General features: G+C 60.9%; 15 protein-coding genes and 1 tRNA gene. 7 read left to right on the forward strand and 9 right to left on the reverse strand.

Annotation, left to right across the window (positions count from 1 at the left end; translation table 11 throughout):
• Positions 1–145: 145 nt before the first annotated feature.
• The 3 genes from OU993_RS01170 to rpoZ all read right to left on the reverse strand — a co-directional run bounded on the left by OU993_RS01170 (position 146) and on the right by rpoZ (position 3204).
• On the reverse strand, positions 146–298 hold the full coding sequence (locus tag OU993_RS01170) for a DUF3563 family protein (RefSeq protein WP_268154212.1): 153 nt from the start codon (positions 296–298) through the stop codon (positions 146–148).
• Positions 299–435: 137 nt separating this feature from the next.
• Positions 436–2673 (reverse strand): RelA/SpoT family protein, encoded by a 2238-nt coding sequence (locus tag OU993_RS01175; protein ID WP_268154214.1) that lies wholly within the window; start codon positions 2671–2673, stop codon positions 436–438.
• Between the two features lie 117 nt (positions 2674–2790).
• On the reverse strand, positions 2791–3204 hold the full coding sequence (gene rpoZ / locus OU993_RS01180; protein ID WP_268154216.1) for a DNA-directed RNA polymerase subunit omega: 414 nt from the start codon (positions 3202–3204) through the stop codon (positions 2791–2793).
• 285 nt (positions 3205–3489) lie between these two features.
• Between rpoZ and OU993_RS01185 the strand changes: the two genes are divergently transcribed.
• The 3 genes from OU993_RS01185 to OU993_RS01195 all read left to right on the forward strand — a co-directional run bounded on the left by OU993_RS01185 (position 3490) and on the right by OU993_RS01195 (position 5721).
• Positions 3490–4068, forward strand: coding sequence for a LabA-like NYN domain-containing protein (locus OU993_RS01185; protein ID WP_268154218.1), 579 nt, complete (start codon positions 3490–3492; stop codon positions 4066–4068).
• 114 nt (positions 4069–4182) lie between these two features.
• Positions 4183–5262: a bifunctional transcriptional activator/DNA repair enzyme AdaA gene (locus OU993_RS01190; protein ID WP_268154220.1), complete on the forward strand. Its 1080-nt coding sequence runs from the start codon at positions 4183–4185 to the stop codon at positions 5260–5262.
• A gap of 171 nt (positions 5263–5433) precedes the next feature.
• Positions 5434–5721 carry a hypothetical protein gene (locus OU993_RS01195; RefSeq protein ID WP_268154222.1) on the forward strand — a complete coding sequence of 96 codons (288 nt, stop codon included), beginning with the start codon at positions 5434–5436 and terminating at the stop codon, positions 5719–5721.
• Between the two features lie 62 nt (positions 5722–5783).
• Here the strand turns inward: OU993_RS01195 and smpB are convergent, their stop codons facing one another.
• Together smpB and dapA are read right to left on the reverse strand one after the other, a co-directional pair.
• Entirely contained in the window at positions 5784–6260 is a 477-nt protein-coding gene (gene smpB / locus OU993_RS01200) for an SsrA-binding protein SmpB (RefSeq protein ID WP_268154225.1), read from the reverse strand.
• 150 nt (positions 6261–6410) lie between these two features.
• A complete protein-coding gene (gene dapA / locus OU993_RS01205; RefSeq protein ID WP_268154227.1) occupies positions 6411–7295 on the reverse strand; it encodes a 4-hydroxy-tetrahydrodipicolinate synthase in 885 nt (294 codons plus the stop codon).
• 218 nt (positions 7296–7513) lie between these two features.
• Here dapA and OU993_RS01210 point away from each other — a divergent pair, with 218 nt between their 5' ends.
• Positions 7514–9577: a lytic transglycosylase domain-containing protein gene (locus tag OU993_RS01210; RefSeq protein ID WP_268154229.1), complete on the forward strand. Its 2064-nt coding sequence runs from the start codon at positions 7514–7516 to the stop codon at positions 9575–9577.
• Positions 9578–9682: 105 nt separating this feature from the next.
• On the forward strand, positions 9683–10558 hold the full coding sequence (locus OU993_RS01215; protein ID WP_268154231.1) for an alpha/beta fold hydrolase: 876 nt from the start codon (positions 9683–9685) through the stop codon (positions 10556–10558).
• A gap of 75 nt (positions 10559–10633) precedes the next feature.
• On the opposite strand, the gene OU993_RS01220 is transcribed toward OU993_RS01215, so the two are convergent.
• The 4 genes from OU993_RS01220 to OU993_RS01235 all read right to left on the reverse strand — a co-directional run bounded on the left by OU993_RS01220 (position 10634) and on the right by OU993_RS01235 (position 15292).
• Entirely contained in the window at positions 10634–11644 is a 1011-nt protein-coding gene (locus OU993_RS01220) for a porin (protein WP_268154235.1), read from the reverse strand.
• Positions 11645–12023: 379 nt separating this feature from the next.
• Positions 12024–13028, reverse strand: coding sequence for a porin (locus OU993_RS01225; protein ID WP_268154237.1), 1005 nt, complete (start codon positions 13026–13028; stop codon positions 12024–12026).
• 831 nt (positions 13029–13859) lie between these two features.
• A tRNA-Ser gene (locus OU993_RS01230) sits at positions 13860–13950 on the reverse strand.
• A 124-nt stretch (positions 13951–14074) separates the two neighbouring features.
• A complete protein-coding gene (locus OU993_RS01235) occupies positions 14075–15292 on the reverse strand; it encodes an NAD(P)/FAD-dependent oxidoreductase (RefSeq protein ID WP_268154239.1) in 1218 nt (405 codons plus the stop codon).
• Between the two features lie 207 nt (positions 15293–15499).
• Between OU993_RS01235 and OU993_RS01240 the strand changes: the two genes are divergently transcribed.
• Positions 15500–15853 (forward strand): hypothetical protein, encoded by a 354-nt coding sequence (locus OU993_RS01240; RefSeq protein ID WP_268154241.1) that lies wholly within the window; start codon positions 15500–15502, stop codon positions 15851–15853.
• Between the two features lie 144 nt (positions 15854–15997).
• Positions 15998–17110, forward strand: coding sequence for a pyridoxal phosphate-dependent aminotransferase (locus OU993_RS01245; protein WP_268154243.1), 1113 nt, complete (start codon positions 15998–16000; stop codon positions 17108–17110).
• The last annotated feature ends 25 nt before the right edge of the window (positions 17111–17135 follow it).

A 17135-nucleotide genomic window follows, 5' to 3' on the forward strand; every position in this document is an offset into this window, starting at 1 on the left:
TCTCGGGCGCTGTCGATCGTCTTCAGCGAGAGGTGTTCATGGCTGCCATGCATCACAAGCATGGCGGCTCCGCCTCCCCCGGACATGCCGCACAGAGTGCGACAGAGGGTATGTCAGTCAATGAATGCTGAGGTGCGTCGGCCGATCAGAAGCTCTTGCGGAACATGCCGCGATCGATCTGGCGCATACGGTATTCCAGTTCGATGGCGTCGCTCGAGTCATTGAGATAGGCCATTTCACGTTCCTGAACGGTCGGAGCGCGAAGGGCGCGGGCGATTTTCTTGAGTGGCTTGAACATGATCTTCTTCCTTATGTTGCTGTGCACAATATAGGGAGGGTTGCCGAAAACCACCAACGCCCGCTTGCTGCGGCAGCCATGCGCATGACGCATGGCTTCACCACAACAATTTGACGGATGCTTAATCTGGAAGCAGATCAGTCGTAGACGCGCTTCACCGTCGAGACGCAGTCGAGATCCTTCAGCTGCGACAGAAGCTGGTTCAGCTGGCGCAGATCCCAGACCTCAAGCTCGAAGGAGAGCTCCGAGAAATCCGTCGCGACACGTCCCATCGTCATCATGCGGATGTTGATGTCGAGGCGGGCGATCACCTGCGCAACGGTCGCGAGCGTACCCGGCTCGTTCAGCGCATTGATGGTGATCCTCGCCCCGAATCGCGACTTGTTCGCCTCGTCGAGATCCCAACGCACATCGATCCAGCGCTCGGGCTGGTCATCGAACTTCTGCAGCGCGGAAGCCTGGATCGGGTAGATGGTGATCCCATGCCCCTCCTCCATGATGCCGACGATGCGGTCACCCGGCACGGCGCCGGCGGGTGAAAAACGCACCTCGACATTGCCGGCAAGCCCGCGGATCGGCAGCGGGTCCATGCCCTCCGAGGTTTTTGCGGCTTCGGTCGCTTCCTTGGCGGTGCGCTCCTGTCCCGGCAGACGGAAGATCATGCCGGTGGCGCTCTGCATGTTGAACCAGCCCTGGTCGGCCGCCGGCTTGATGGTGGTGCGCTCGTCCTTGTAGTCCGGGAAAACAGCCTTCAGAACATCGAGCGACGACATTTCGCCGCGGCCGACGGAGGCGATCGCATCCTCGACATCCTTCTGACCGAGACGGAACAGCGCGGGCTTCAGGATATCGCGGGAAAACGTCTTGCCGGCGCGCTCGAAGGTACGCTCCAGAATGCGGTGGCCGAGGCCGGCATACTGCTTGCGGATCGCCATGCGCGTGGCGCGGCGGATGGCGGCGCGCGCCTTGCCGGTGACAACGATCTCTTCCCAGGCCGCCGGCGGCACCTGCACGCCGGAACGGATGATCTCGACTTCGTCGCCATTGTTGAGACGCGTTACGAGCGGCATGATGCGGCCGTTGATTTTGGCGCCGACCGTCGTGTCGCCGATATTGGTGTGCACCGCATAGGCGAAATCGATCGGGGTCGCCCCGCGCGGCAGCGCGATCAGCTTGCCCTTCGGCGTGAAGCAGAACACCTGGTCCTGGAACAGTTCGAGCTTCGTGTGCTCGAGGAATTCTTCCGGGCTGTCGCCTTCAGCCAGGGCTTCGATGGTATGGCGCAGCCAGGAATAGGCATTGCTTTCCTTGGACAGCAGTTCGCTGCCCTCGCCGTTCTCGCCGTCCTTATAGAGGCTGTGCGCGGCAATACCGTATTCGGCGATCTCGTGCATACGCCTTGTGCGGATCTGCAGTTCGATACGCTGGCGGGACGGACCGACGATCGTCGTGTGGATCGACCGGTAGTCGTTCTGCTTCGGCGTCGAGATATAGTCCTTGAAGCGGCCGGGCACGACACGCCAGCGCGTGTGGACGATACCGAGCGCCCGGTAACAGGCCGGGATATCGTCCACGATGATACGGAAGCCATAGACATCCGACAGCTGCTCGAAGGACAAAGACTTCGACTGCATCTTGCGGAAGACGGAATAGGGTTTTTTCTGGCGCCCCTTCACCGCGGCGTTCAGCAGCCCGTTGGCAACAAGAAGATCACGCAACTCGTCCTCGATCTTGGTGATCAGGTTCTCGTTGCGGGCAGACAGTTCGGCAAGCCGGTTGGTGACGGTCTCATAGGCTTCCGGGTTCATGTAGCGGAAGGACAGGTCCTCCAGCTCCTCGCGCATGTCCTGCATACCCATGCGGCCGGCAAGCGGCGCATAGATGTCCATCGTCTCTTCGGAAATGCGGGCGCGTTTTTCCTGCGACATGTGCTCGAGCGTGCGCATGTTGTGCAGGCGGTCGGCGAGCTTGACGAGCAGGACACGGACATCGTCGGAAATGGCAAGCAGCAGCTTGCGCAGGTTTTCCGCCTGCTTGGCCTTTTTCGAGACCAGATCCAGCCGCTTGAGCTTGGTCAGTCCCTCGACCAGGCGGCCGATGTCCTCGCCGAACAGTTCGTCGATCTCGGCACGCGTGGCCGTCGTGTCCTCGATCGTATCATGCAGCAAAGCGACCGCAATCGTCGACTCGTCCAGATGCATGTCGGTCAGGATGGCGGCGACTTCCAGCGGATGCGAAATATAGGGATCGCCACTGGCGCGCTTCTGCTTGCCATGTTTCTGCATGGCATAGACATAAGCCTTGTTGAGGAGAGCTTCGTTGGCGTCGGGTTTGTATTTTTGAACCCGCTCGACGAGCTCGTACTGCCTCATCATGCTTGTGAAGATCCTTCAAACATCCAGAAACGAAAAGGAGCGCCAATCCGGAGATTGACGCTACCGACATCCAGTAGACAAAGCCTTTAAGGCGAGACAGTTGACGATTGGTAATCGTCAGTAGTCGTCGCTCTTCTCCGGCGGGACGAGACCTTCGATGCCTGCCAGCAGTTCTTCTTCCGACATCTGGTCGAAAGTAAGGGTTTCCGGCAGGTCGTCCTCATCGAGACCCTTGTCGGCAGAGGCTGCGGCGCCGGCATTGGCAGCAATCAGGCTGGACGGATCGGGCTCGGGCTCATCCACTTCCACATGCTTCTGCAGCGAGTGGATCAGATCTTCCTTCAGGTCGTCCGGCGACAGCGTTTCGTCGGCGATTTCGCGCAGGGCAACGACCGGGTTCTTGTCGTTGTCGCGATCCACGGTGATCGATGCGCCCTGCGAGATCTGGCGGGCACGGTGGCTGGCAAGCAGTACCAGCTCGAAACGGTTATCGACTTTGTCGATGCAATCTTCTACTGTGACACGGGCCATTGCCTGTCCTTTGCGATGCGGTATTTCAGGGATTGGCATGCCGATACAGGGAATGGCAACGGAATTCAAGTTTTTCCTCCAGGCAATCGCCCGGCGGCATCCCTGCGTGAGCCACCGCCCCATATTCAATTAGAAATTACTTGGATAATTGCGAATCGTATCGTAAAAGTAAGTCTTATGAAAACAACATAATATATCCGCGTATTCTTGCCCGGAAAGGTGAAGTTTTTTGGGTTTCAGTATTGAAACGCGATATAAATATATTTTAAGGAGGAAGCAGGATCTATGTTCGACCCCAGGGAAAAAATAGCACTTTTCATCGATGGTGCAAATCTGTACGCAGCGTCTAAAAGCCTAGGCTTTGACATTGACTACCGCAAGCTGCTGAAAGCCTTCCAGAAGCGTGGTTATCTGCTGAGAGCATACTATTACACGGCGCTTATTGAAGACCAGGAATACTCTTCAATCCGGCCCCTGATCGACTGGCTGGACTACAACGGCTACAAAGTCATCACCAAACCCGCCAAGGAATTCACTGATTCCATGGGGCGGCGCAAAGTGAAAGGCAATATGGACATCGAGCTTGCGATCGATGCCATGGAGCAGTCGGCAACCGTCGATCACCTGGTTCTTTTTTCGGGCGATGGGGATTTCACGACACTCGTCGAGGCGCTGCAGCGCAAGGGCCGCAAGGTATCGGTCGTCTCCACCATGGCAACCCAACCGCCGATGATCGCCGACGATCTTCGCCGCCAGGCAGACCATTTCATCGATCTCGTGTCGCTGAAGGCAGAAATCGGTCGCGATCCGTCCGAGCGCGTGCAACGGGTTGCCGAACCCGTGACGGAATCGAACGAAGACTGAGGCCGGAGGCTGTTCGACGTTTCGATTTCGCCGGACAGCCATTACCCGACTGCCGTCAAAATACGTGCCCGATTTTCGGCGCCAATGCGGATGCGTGGCTGTTATGGTTGTTCCATGCTGATCACACGCCCTGACGACGACACCCTTTATCAGGCTCTTCTCAGCCGCGACGCGGCTTATGAAGGTTTTGCCTATGTCTGTGTCACCTCGACACGCATCTTCTGCCGCTTCACCTGCCCGGCGCGCAAACCACGCCGGGAGAACTGCCGCTTCGAAAGCACGATTGCCGACTGCATGGAGGCGGGTTTCCGCCCCTGCAAGCGCTGCACGCCGATGTTGCGTTACGGCGACACGGAGCCCGCAGTCGGTGTTCTGCTGCAGGCACTGGACACCCAGCCGGACCGGCGCTGGAGCGAACACGACCTGATCGAGATGGGGCACGACCCCTCGACCATCCGCCGGCTGTTCAAAAAACGGTTCGGCATGAGTTTCCTCGAGCTTGCGCGCCGGCGCCGCCTCAGCGAAGCCGCAACGACGCTTCTCGAGGGTGCCTCGGTGATAGAGGCCCAGCTGGATGCCGGCTTCGAGTCTGGCAGCGGCTTTCGTAGCGCCATCAACCAGCTCCTGGGAGAAGCGCCGCAAAAGCTGAAGGCGCGCGCCGGTATCCTGAAAGCCTGCTGGATCGAGACGCCGATCGGTTCGATGCTGTCGGTGACCTGCGACCACGCGCTGCATCTCCTGGAATTTGCCGACAGGCCGGCGCTTCCGGCCGAACTTCGCCGGCTGCAGGAACGGTCAGGTTCTGCGATCATCTTCGGACGAACGGAGATCACCGGACAGGTGGAAGCCGAACTCGACCGTTATTTTTCCGGTCAATCCAGCGCGTTTTCGGTGCGGATCGGCGGGCACGGCACGCCGTTCGAGCGGACGGTCTGGGATGCCCTGCGTGCGATCGCCCCCGGCACGACACGCAGTTATTCCGACATCGCCAGACATATCGAGCGCCCGTCCGCCACGCGCGCAGTTGCCCGGGCGAACGGCGCCAACCAGATCGCCATCCTCATTCCCTGCCACCGCGTCATCGGCGCGGACGGAAACCTGACGGGATATGGCGGCGGTCTGTGGCGCAAACAATGGCTGCTCCGCCACGAGGCGCGTTTCGCGTCCCCAGCCTCGTTTCATCAATTCGTCTGATCGAAATCATTCGAAACATTCACTGGACGAATGAACGCGTCTGCGACAGTTTGCCGCCCGCAGCCAAAGACTGCGCTTCACCCCGAATCCAACCTCCAGCCCTCACCGTTCCTTCGCGCCAGACCGGCTGCGGAGCAACCCTTCTTCGTGCCTCTTCGAAAGGACAGGATCATGCGCACGATCGACCGAGCTTCCGACCCCGTTTCCGCCAGCCTTGCGGCACCGTCGCATGCGCGCCCGGAGACCCTGCTGCGACGCCTCGCATCGATCACGTATCGCCTGTTCACCCGAAGGAGGAATCTGACGGCCGATCTCAGCGAGCAGCAGTTGCGCGACATTGGATTGGACGCAGGCGGCGCTCCCACCCGGGGCATCGACAGGGCCAGCCGTCAGGATGCGCTGCTGCGCGAAGCCCATGCGAAGGCTCTGCTTTTGTCGAGGAATATCGGCGGCCGTTGACCGCCGAGAGATGACCGCGGGGCAAAGGCGCCGCGGTCACGGCGTCCTGTCCTGACGACCGGTCAGCCGGTTTTCAGCAGGCGGCTCTTCTGCCGGTTCCAGTCGCGTTCCTTCTCGGTCTCGCGCTTGTCGTGCAGCTTCTTGCCCTTGGCGAGCGCCAGTTCGAGTTTCGCCCTGCCCTTTTCGTTGAAGTAGATCTTCAACGGCACGAGCGTCATGCCCTCACGGTTGATACCGGCGCGCAGGCGGTTGATCTCCCGCTTGTTGAGCAGAAGCTTGCGACGGCGGCGCGGCTCGTGATTGAAGCGGTTGGCCTGCAGATATTCCGGCAGATGCGAATTGATCAGCCAGATCTCGTCACCTTCGTCGGAGGCATAGGATTCAGCGATATTCGCCTTGCCGTCGCGCAACGACTTCACCTCCGTCCCCGTCAGGACGAGGCCGGCCTCATAGGTATCGATGATCTCGTAGTTGAAGCGCGCCTTGCGGTTTTCCGCAACAACCTTGTTGACGATGCGCTGGCTGCCTTTGGGTGCCATGACGAGTGGTTCTCTCCGCCCTTGAAGGGTTCTTGTTGATCTTCTGACCGCAGGTCATGCAGCCTTCAAGGACACAATGTAGTGTGTCGCGGCCCGGAAGGAAAGCCGGACCGACTCACGCGACGCGCCGGCAGTCCGGTTGGCGGGTTCTCAGTTGAGGAGACCGGCGTGGCGCAGCGCCGCATCGATGGCGGCTTCGGTGGCCGGCTCGAGCGTGGAGAGAAGCGGCGAACGGGCAAAACGGCTGGTGCCGCGCACGCGCGACAGGCCGTATTTCGCGCCGCAGACGCCGGGCTCCATGAAGATCGCCTTGTGCAGCGGCATCAGCCGATCCTGATAGTCGAGCGCCTTGGCGTAATCACCGGCAAGCGTCGCCTGCTGGAATTCGGCGCAAAGACGCGGCGCGACATTGGCGGTGACCGAAATGCAGCCGACGCCGCCATGGGCGTTGAAGCCAAGCGCGGTGCCATCTTCACCGGACAACTGGACGAAGTCCTTGCCGCAAGCGATACGCTGTTCGGAAACGCGTTCCAGCTTGCCGGTGGCATCCTTCACGCCGACGATGTTCTTGTGCGCCTTGACGAGCGCGCCCATCGTTTCCGGCAGCATATCGATGACCGAGCGCGGCGGGATGTTGTAGATGATGATCGGCAGGCTGACGGCCTCGGCAATCGCGCTGAAATGGGCAATCAGGCCCTTCTGCGTCGGCTTGTTGTAATAGGGGGTCACGACGAGAATGCCATCGGCTCCCGCCTGTTCGGCATGCTGGGCGAGCTCGATGGCTTCCCGCGTGTTGTTGGAGCCGGCACCGGCAATGACCGGCACACGCTTGGCCGCCACTTCGATGCACAGTTCGATGACCCGTTTGTGTTCCGCATGGGACAGTGTCGGCGATTCCCCGGTGGTGCCGACCGGAACGAGACCGGTGGAACCCTCTGCGATCTGCCACTCCACATGAGCGGCAAACGCCGCCTCATCGACCGCACCCGCATCCGTAAACGGTGTAACCAGCGCGGGCATGGAACCCTTGAACATGCGAACACTCCCGAACGGCCGACTTCACGCTTCGGCCTCAATATTGCAGTATGAGGCGCGCACCATAGAGCGGCGTTTCAGCCCCGACAAGCGTGCATCTGACGGTTTTGCAACAGATCGTGATGGCAAAAACGGGGAGTAGCAGGCAAACTGGTAAGGAAGCATTAAGCACCCCGGCAGCTAATGGACATGATGTAATTTCCACCATGAGTGAGCGGATGAAACGACCTGTCCTGACTGTCCTTCTGGCCTTGGCGAGCGGGTTTCCAGGGGCATTGGCGTCTCCGCTTCCGGAGGGGCCGGTGCCACTGCCCTTTGCGCGGCCGGACAATCCGGTGGAGACGGCATTTCCGACACCGGAGATCACCGGCGCCATTCCGCGGCCCAGTGCGCCGGACGCATCCCTTGCCCAACTGAAGACGGCGCTCGACGCCCTGTCGGCAAAGGACGTGGCCACGGCGCTTGCCGTGCGCAACAGTCTGCCGGACGGCAGTCTTGACCGGCATCTCCTCACCTGGGCGATCGTCACTTCCGGCCTGCGCGATGTGCCCTCCCACGAAATCGCCGCCGCCCAGAACGAACTGAAGGGCTGGCCGGGCCTTTCGCGCCTGCGCGCCAGCTCCGAGCGGTCCCTGTTCCAGGAAAACCCGCCGCCGGCGCAGGTGCTGGCCGCCTTCGGGCGCACGCAACCGGAAACGGTGCAGGGCGCCATGATCCTGGCCCGGGCGCTCACCGCATCGGGAGAAACGGCGCGTGCTGCCGCAGCCCTTCGGCCGTTCTGGATCGGTTACGCGCTGGACAAGGATATCGAAGATCGCATCCTGGCCGAGTTCGGCGGCCTGCTGCAGCCCGCCGACCACAAGGCGCGGATGGACTATCTGATGTATCGCGGCCGCACAGGCCAGGCCAAACGGTTCGCCGATCTCGGCAAGGCCCAATCGATCTACAATGCCTGGGCGGCCGTTGCCGGCAAGGCAAAGAACGCCGAAACCCTGTTGAAGGCGGTCGACCGCCAGTGGGCGAACGACCCGGCCTATCTGTTTGCGCGCATCGAGTTTCTGCGCCAGCAGGACCGGTATGAAGAAGCGGCAAGACTGCTGGCCCAGTCGCCGCGCGACGCCGCCGAAAAGATCAATACGACGGAATGGTGGAACGAGCGCCGCATCATTGCCCGCGGGCTTGCCGACCAGGGCGATTTCCGCGCCGCCTATACGATTGTCGCCGGCCATTCCGCCCGCAACACCACCGATATCGTCGACGCCGAATTCCATGCCGGCTGGTATGCCTTGCGTGCTCTGGGAGATCCGCGGACCGCCTCGCACCATTTCGAAAAGATCCTGCAGGCCTCGACCCGACCGCTATCCGCCTCGCGGGCGCTCTATTGGCTGGGCCGCGCAGCAGAGGCCGGCGGCCCCGGCAAGGCGCAGGATTTCTACCAGCGGGCCGCACGTTTTTCGGCGACCTTCTACGGCCAGTTGGCGGCGGCAAAACTCCAGTCGAAGCGGCTGGACGTCTCCTATCCGTCACCATCCCCCTCCGACAGGCGCAGCTTCGAGGCGCGCGAATCGGTGCGCGCCATCGACAGGCTTGAGGCCGTTGGCCATGGCCAGCGGGCGGATGCGCTTTATCGTGCCCTGGCGGACGAACTGACAAGCCCCGGCGAGCTGGCGATCCTTGCCGCACGCGCCGAACGAAACCGCAACCACGCGCTGTCGCTCGCCATCGGCAAGACCGCATTCAACCGCGGCATCGATGTTGCCGCACTTGCCTTCCCCGTCGGCGTCATTCCGGCCAATGCCAATATCGCCGGGTCCGGCAAGGCCCTCGCCTATGCGATCGCGCGGCAGGAAAGCGCGTTTAATCCGTCGGCCATCTCGCCGGCCGATGCCCGCGGGCTGCTGCAGATCCTGCCGGGAACCGCCAAGGGCGTGGCTGGACGGCATGGGCTTCCCTATGTTCCGGCTCGACTGACCAGTGACGCCGGTTACAACGCAACGCTCGGCGCCCATTATCTCGGCGAACAGATCGATGCCTTTGGCGGCTCCTATATTCTCACCTTCATCGCCTACAATGCCGGCCCGCGCCGTGTTCCCGACTGGATCAACCGTTATGGCGATCCGCGCGGCAAATCGCTCGATGAGGTGATCGACTGGATCGAACGTATTCCCTTCCCCGAAACCCGCAATTACGTGCAGCGGGTGATGGAGAACTACCAGGTCTACAAGGTGCGGCTCGGCCAGCAGGCGGATATCGAAAACGATCTCCGCTACGGGCGCCGCTGATCCATCCCTCCCTGTCCGGGTGGGCTGTATCCCGCCTCCACACCGGTTATGCTGCGTTCGCAACCCGGCCACCGTCGCCGGGCTCGGCAGAGCGGAGGCATCAGCATGGCAGACTTCACACAACATTTTATCCAGAGCACAGACGGGCTTTCGCTTGGATACCGCGTTTACCCCGGCAGCCCGGATCGCATGCCCCTCGTCTGCCTGCCCGGGCTGACCCGCAATGCCCGTGATTTTCACCGTCTGGCGATCACACTGTCCTCGACCGGTGCGACCTTTCCCACGATCATCGCGGTCGATTACCGCGGTCGCGGCACATCGGAGCGGGCGACAGATCCGGCGACCTACACTGTCGGCATGGAGGCGCAGGACCTCGTCCTGCTGCTCGACCACCTGCAGATCCGCAAGGCCTCGTTTATCGGCACGTCACGCGGCGGGCTCATCCTGCATATCCTGACGAGTTTTGCGCCAGAACGGATCGGCGGCGTCATCTTCAACGATATTGGACCAGTGCTCGAGATTGAGGGGCTGCGGGATATCCAGTCCTATCTGACACAGGCGCCCGATCTGACAGATTGGACCGAGGCGGTCCGGCACCTGAAATCGATCCATGGCGTAAGCTTCCCTGCCCTTCGGGACGAGGATTGGCAGGATCTCGCACAGTCCGTCTATACCGACAGGGACGGCAGGATCACCGGCGATTGCGATCCGGCGATCGGCCGAGCCTTCGCAGCCATGCCCCTCGACGGGCCTCTGCCGGATCTGTGGACGCAGTTCGATCAGTTTGCGGATGTGCCGATGATGGTGATCCGGGGCGAGAATTCGACGCTTCTCAGCACTGCCACGGTGCGTGAGATGCAGGCACGGCGACCGACCCTCAGGGCCGTGGTCGCAGACGGCCAGGGCCATGCGCCATTGCTGCATCGCCCTCCCCTTGCCGGCCAGATTTCCGAATTTGTCGGCAGCTCAGACGTCACCTGACCGGCATAAAAGGAGCGCCCGAAAAAGAGAAACCCGCCTTTCGGCGGGTTTCCGGTATCTCGAAGAGAGCCGTTCTTAGAACGAACGCTGCAGGCGGAAGAAACCGCTCCAGTATTCGTCTGCGTTGTCTTCGTCGATGTACTGAGCCGAAACCTTGGCAGCCAGACCCTTGGTGATCGCGTAGTCGAGCGTCACGCCAGCCTGCCACTTGTTGCGGTCGCCGGTGAAGTCGCCGCCAACGATGTCGATCGTATCCCAGTACTGGAAGCCCGGGGTAACCTTGAACTTGTTGTTGACCTTCAGCTCGTAGGAGGCTGCAACCGTCCACTCAGCTTCGTTGTAGTAGGCGTTGTCGCCGCTGGAGTAGATGCCAGCAAGGCTCAGCGTGCCCGGGCCGATCGGCGCGGTTGCGATCAGACGAACAGCACCGTTTTCCTTGTCGACGTCGTAGCCGCCGAGCAGGGCGAAGGTCACGGCGCTGAATTCGCCGGAGACCTGACCTTCGATGCCGTAGGTGTCGTTGTTGGTGAAGGTTGCGTTGTTCAGCTCGTCGAGGAAGATGCCGGCCTTGAATGCGCCGAACGAACCTTCGTAACCGATCTGGTTGATGCGGTTCGAACCGAGGCTGTCGGTTTCACCAGCGATGTCGTTATCCCAGTAGTTGTAGCCGTAACCAGCGCGGAAGCCACCGAGCGTCAGGAAAGCTTCGTCGATTTCGACCTGGCCGTCGTTGGCGTTGGTCGTGTTGCTGGAGTCGTTTGCCCATGCACGAAGCGTGATGGTGCCGCCGAGCGGGCCGTATTCGGTGTCGGACTTCGAATCGAAGGTGACCAGACCACGCGTACGGGCGTTCCAGTTTGCCTGCGAATCGCGCTCGTCAAATTCGACCTGGAAACGGATGTAACCGGTGATCTTGAGGCAGGTTTCGGTGCCCGGAATGTAGAAGTAACCCGTGCCGAAAGCATCGCACACGCGAACATATTCCATCGGCTCCGGCTCTGCGGCGACGATGGCGTCGGCAGAATGTGCAACTGTACCAAACGACAGGGCAGCAGCCGAGCTGAGGATGAGAGCTCTGATAGTCATGAATTTTCCCTCGGGAGTGAGAAACAATACATCAGGTCGACGACTCCGTCGGCCTGAATGCAAGTAAGTTAATCACCATGTTTCCGGCGGGTAAAATCGAAAAGACGGATTCGCCGCCTCGCAGCTGCAGCATTTGAGACTGTGTTGCGGGCGGGAGACATATCAGATGGTTTGCATTAACCTCGGATTAAGGAAGCGACGTCTTTGCCACCCGTGGCACAGAACGGCACACCGAGCATTCACGTGTCGGCCCCAAGCGTCCGGCCACCGCGTTTCTCGGTTGTTACATTGGCTCGACCGTCGTCGAGGCCATCAAGACACAAAGCAGAAACGAAAAAAGCCCGGCAAAGCCGGGCTTTCTCCGTCAATCCTAAAAGGATTAGAACGAACGCTGCAGACGGAAGTAACCAGAGGTGTAACCGTTGCCGCCGTTCACGCCGTCGATTTCGGTGTACTGAACGGAAACCTTGGCAGCAAAGCCCTTGGTGATAGCGTAATCGAGAGCCACACCGGCCTTCCAGCCGTCGCGGGTGCTGCTGAACGCGTAGTTATCCCAGTACTGGAAGCCGGGGGTGATCTTGAACTTGTCGGTCACCTTGGCTTCGTAAGCGATGGCGTATGCCCACTCGGATTCCGAGTAGTAAGCGTTGGTGCCGGACGAGTAAACAACTGCACCTTCGAGCTTGCCCGGGCCGATAGCAGCGCTCAGGATACCACGAACAGCGCCTTCTTCCTTGTCGATGTCGTAACCGCCGAGAAGGGCAGCCTTGACCGGACCGAATGCGCCAGAGATCTGGGCTTCGATGCCGAGCGTGTCGTTGTTGGTGAAGGTTGCGTTGGTCAGCTCGTCGAGGAAGATGCCGGCCTTGATGTTGCCGAACGTGCCTTCGTAACCGATCTGGTTGATGCGGTTGGAACCGAGGCTGTCGGTTTCACCGACGATACCAGCGTCCCAGTAGTTGTAGCCGTAACCAGCGCGGAAGCCGCCGAGGGTCAGGAAGGCTTCGTCGAGTTCGATCATGCCGTCGTTAGCATTGGTCGAGTTGGACGAGTCATCACCCCATGCACGAACCGTGATGGTGCCGCCGAGCGGACCGTATTCGGTGTCGGACTTCGCATCGAAGGTTACCTGGCCACGCGTACGGGCGTTCCAGTTAGCAACCGAGTCGCGCTCGTCGAAGTCAACCTGGAAGCGGACGTAACCGCTGATCTTGAGGCAGGTTTCGGTGCCCGGGATGTAGAAGTAGCCCGTGCCGAAAGCATCGCACACGCGAACGTATTCCATCGGCTCCGGCTCAGCGGCAACGATGGCGTCGGCAGCCTGAGCGCCGGATACTGCTGCGAGAGCAGCAGCGGAGCCGAGAAGAAGGCTCTTGATGTTCATAATGACCTCCAGTCAAGTTTCATATGGGTCTGGGTTCTTTGGCTGAAGGACAGCATTCCCTGCCCCATCCCCGTCGGTTTTAGAAGACAGACGATCCACCGCCTCGCTTCTGAGGGTGAACATACAAGAGGAATGCCATCGCGCAATCGTGAAGTGCGTGCCATGCATGGCTGTCCACCCGCTTCGCCACACCCTGTTGCCGAAAGGACACAAAGACGGTTGCGGGACCCTTCAATTTTTACCAATGCTTAAGAAAGGCTTTGTGTGACAGGCATTTACAGGAAGCCGCAGCTGCGGACCCGCTTCCTCCATACCGCATGTGGATGGCGCAATGCTGGATTCGGCGGCCAGTCCCGCAGCGCCGGCACGACCCGCCGGGAACCGGGCGCACCACCCGGAATCGACCGGATCAGTTTTCCGCATGGGAATCACCGTTGCCCGCACCGGATGGCGAGAATCATGCGGAAAGGTCGGGGACGAACCGATGACGAGAGGGGAAATCGGGAAAGGCTGCCTTTAAAACCTCGGAGGGAAAAAACCAGCAGGCGCCAGATCTCCCCTCCCGACCAACGCTCAGTTCAGTGCGTCCGCACGCATTATGTATTCATGTTCGGCAGAAGGCCGAAAAGCGCGCAAACGTGAGGTGTGCGCCCGCCGTGGTTCGTGCCTCGTCTTACCCGTTGAAGAGAGCACGACAAAGGACTGCCTTCTCGCGAAGGAATTTCGCCGCAACCGCAACAGAACGCTCGGATCACAAATCTAAAGGTGAGGGCTTGCCTGACGGATTGGAAAGAAGCGCTTCAATGTCGTGCGCCAGACCAATGTCGAAAGTGGCGGAGAGGAAGGGATTCGAACCCTCGATACGCTTTTGACGTATACTCCCTTAGCAGGGGAGCGCCTTCGACCACTCGGCCACCTCTCCGGTGGGGACGTGCTTATTGCGGTCGGCTGGCGATTGCAAGGCATTTTGCACGTGCCCATTTCATTTCCCTGGCTTTTCCGGGGACATTTTTTGCGCCGGCGCCAGGCTCCGGCACCGTCTTGCCTTAGGAAAGCAGCAGTTTCAGGTCCTGCGCCGGATCGGCGATGATGGCACGATCCGGTGCGCGACCTGTTTCCAGAAGCTTCTTGCCGGTCACATAGGCCTTGGCGTCGTTGATCGCATCGACGGCGACGAATCGGCCCTGCTGGAAATACCAGACGGAGGCGCTGCCTTCGCGGACGCCGGGCCGCACGAGCGTGTCGTCATATCCCAGATTAAAACCGGCGATCTGCAGCTTCACATCATACTGGTCGGACCAGAACCAGGGTTTTGCATCGTAAGGCGCCGGTTCACCGGCAAGCGTGGCCGCCACCGATTCGGCCTGGTCCACGGCGTTCTGCACCGATTCGAGCCGCACGCGGTGCCCCTGCCAGGGCAGTTCGGCGCAATCGCCGACCGCAAAGATATCGGGATCGCTGGTGCGGGCAAATTCGTCCACCACGATGCCGTTGCCGACCTCGAGCCCTGCCAGTTCGGCCAGATCCGTATTCGCGGTCACGCCGATCCCGACGATCACCAGATCGACCGGAAGCGTCGTTCCGTCGGCAAGATCGGCGGAGACGACGCGGCCGCCCTCGCCGTTCAGCCGGGTAAGGCCGGTCGATTCGCGGATGGTGACGCCATGGCCGATATGGATATTGCGGATCATGCCGGCAGTCTCGGCCGAGGCCACGCGCTTGAGGATACGGTCGGCCATCTCGATCACCGTCACCTCCAGCCCCTTGTGGCGGGCAACGGCGGCGGCCTCCAGGCCGATATAACCGCCGCCGATGATCAACGCGCGGCGCCCCGCCTGCATCTCGCCGGCCAGCCGGTCGGCATCCTGTTTGTCGCGCATCACATAGACGCCCTGCAGATCGCCACCGAGTGGTGCCGGCAGCTTTCGCGGGGTGGCACCGGTCGCCAGCACCAGCGTGCCGTAATCCACGAAGGAGCCATCCTGCAGGCGCACGCGACGGTTCTTCCGGTCGACGTGTTCGACAAAGGCCGACAGCCGGAGTTCGACCTGATTCTCGGCATACCAGGTGTCCGGGCGAAACAGCAGGCGAGAGAACTCCATCTCGCCGAGGAGATATTTCTTCGAAAGCGGCGGCCTTTGGTAAGGGGCGACGGATTCAAGGCTCAGAATGGTCACCGGACGTTTGTCTTTCAGCGCCCGCAGTTTCGCCGCCAGCGCAAATGCCGCCTGACCGCCGCCCACAATCACCAGCCTGTCCGTCACGTCAGTCTCCATTCCATGTCCGATCCGCGTAGCTGCTGCAGGGGTAGCCCCGCCTGAGGGTGAGCGTCAACGCGCAAGATGATCATCTGACGATGCGATTCCGGCGGTTAAAAGGACAGATGGATCGGATTTTATGATTCGCCTTTATGGTGTATCAGCGGAGTTCCCCTATCATGGCATTCCAAGACAAGAGGTTGGGGGATTGGGATGCCCTTGGATATTCGAAGAGACACCGTGAAGACCATTGTGCAGGACGACGGCTACGAAAAGTTCCAGATCGACCGTCCGGGCAAGATCATTTTCGTCGAACGTCACCTGAGCACGAAAACCCAGGTGCGCTGCATCATCCGTCGGATTTCACGGTCCGGGGCGGAACTCGATATCAGCCCAAGCCTCACCGTTCCCAACAATTTCTTCCTCGAAATCCTCGGCATTCGCGGCGAAATCGGCGCCACGCTGACCACCCGGGAGGAGGAGAAGGTCAAGATCTCCTTCAATATGCTGCTCGACCCGAATTTCCTGCATCACGTTCTGCGCGTCTGTTTCCAGACCCTGCACTGAGCAAGGCAGAACGCGTCATCGGATGTTGCTGGTGGTTGCCGTGCGGCCTCCGCCGTGCGTACCGGGTCGCGTCCTGCTGAGCTTGCAAGCTGATCAAACAGCCCTATGGTGTGGCCCCACTTCAGCCACACCGGAACCTGCCGCATGACCGCGTTCGCCCGCTTCACACCCCTTCTCCAGAGCCTGCCGGCAACCGTTCCGTTCGTCGGGCCGGAGGCGATCGAGCGAAACCGGGGGCTTCAGGTCAAAGCCCGCATCGGCGCCAATGAAAGCGGCTTCGGTCCGGCACCCTCCGTTCTGGAGGCGATCACGGCTGCCGCCGGCGAAACCTGGAAATATGCCGATCCGGAAAACTTTGCCCTGAAACAGGCGCTTGCTGCGCATCTCGGCTGCGGCGCCCAGAACCTCGCCATCGGCGAAGGGATCGATTCGCTGCTCGGGCACATCGTGCGCATGGTCATCGAGCCCGGCATGACGGTTGCCACCTCGCTCGGCGCCTATCCCACCTTCAACTTCCATGTGGCCGGTTATGGCGGACGGCTGGTAACGACACCTTATGTCGACGACCGGGAGGATCTCGACGGGCTGCTCGCCCTCGTGTCGCGGGAAAAGGCCTCGCTTCTCTACTTCGCCAATCCCGACAATCCGATGGGCAGCTGGTGGAATGCCGAGCGCGTCTCGGAATTCGTGCGCGCCGTGCCGGAAACCTGTCTGCTGATCCTTGACGAGGCCTATTGCGAAACGGCGCCGGAGGGTACGGCTCCCGCGATCGACGCCTTCCTCGACCGGCCGAATGTGATGCGCACGCGCACCTTCTCGAAGGCCTATGGTCTGGCTGGTGCCCGTGTCGGTTATGTCGTGACGACACCTGAGAATGCGCAAGGCTTCGACAAGATCCGCCACCATTTCGGCATGCCACGCATCAGCGTCGCGGCGGCGCTGGCCGCTCTGAAGGACCAGACCTATCTTGCCCAGGCGATCGATGCCATCCGGCAGTCGCGCGAGCGCATCGCGGCGATCGCCCGGCAGAACGGCCTGACGCCGCTTGCTTCAGCCACCAATTTCGTGGCGGTCGACTGTGGCCGTGACGGAACCTATGCGCGGGCGATCGTGGATGGCTTGATGGAGCACGGGGTGTTCATCCGCATGCCGGGGGTTGCTCCGCTCAACCGCTGCATTCGCATCAGTGCCGGCGTCGAGGCCGACATGGCGCTTCTCGAAGAGGCGCTGCCCAAGGTGCTGGCGTCGATCGGCTAAACGCTCCAAACGCCAGAAGGTCGCG

This window comes from Rhizobium sp. SL86 (assembly GCF_026672545.1).
Lineage (GTDB): Bacteria > Pseudomonadota > Alphaproteobacteria > Rhizobiales > Rhizobiaceae > Neorhizobium.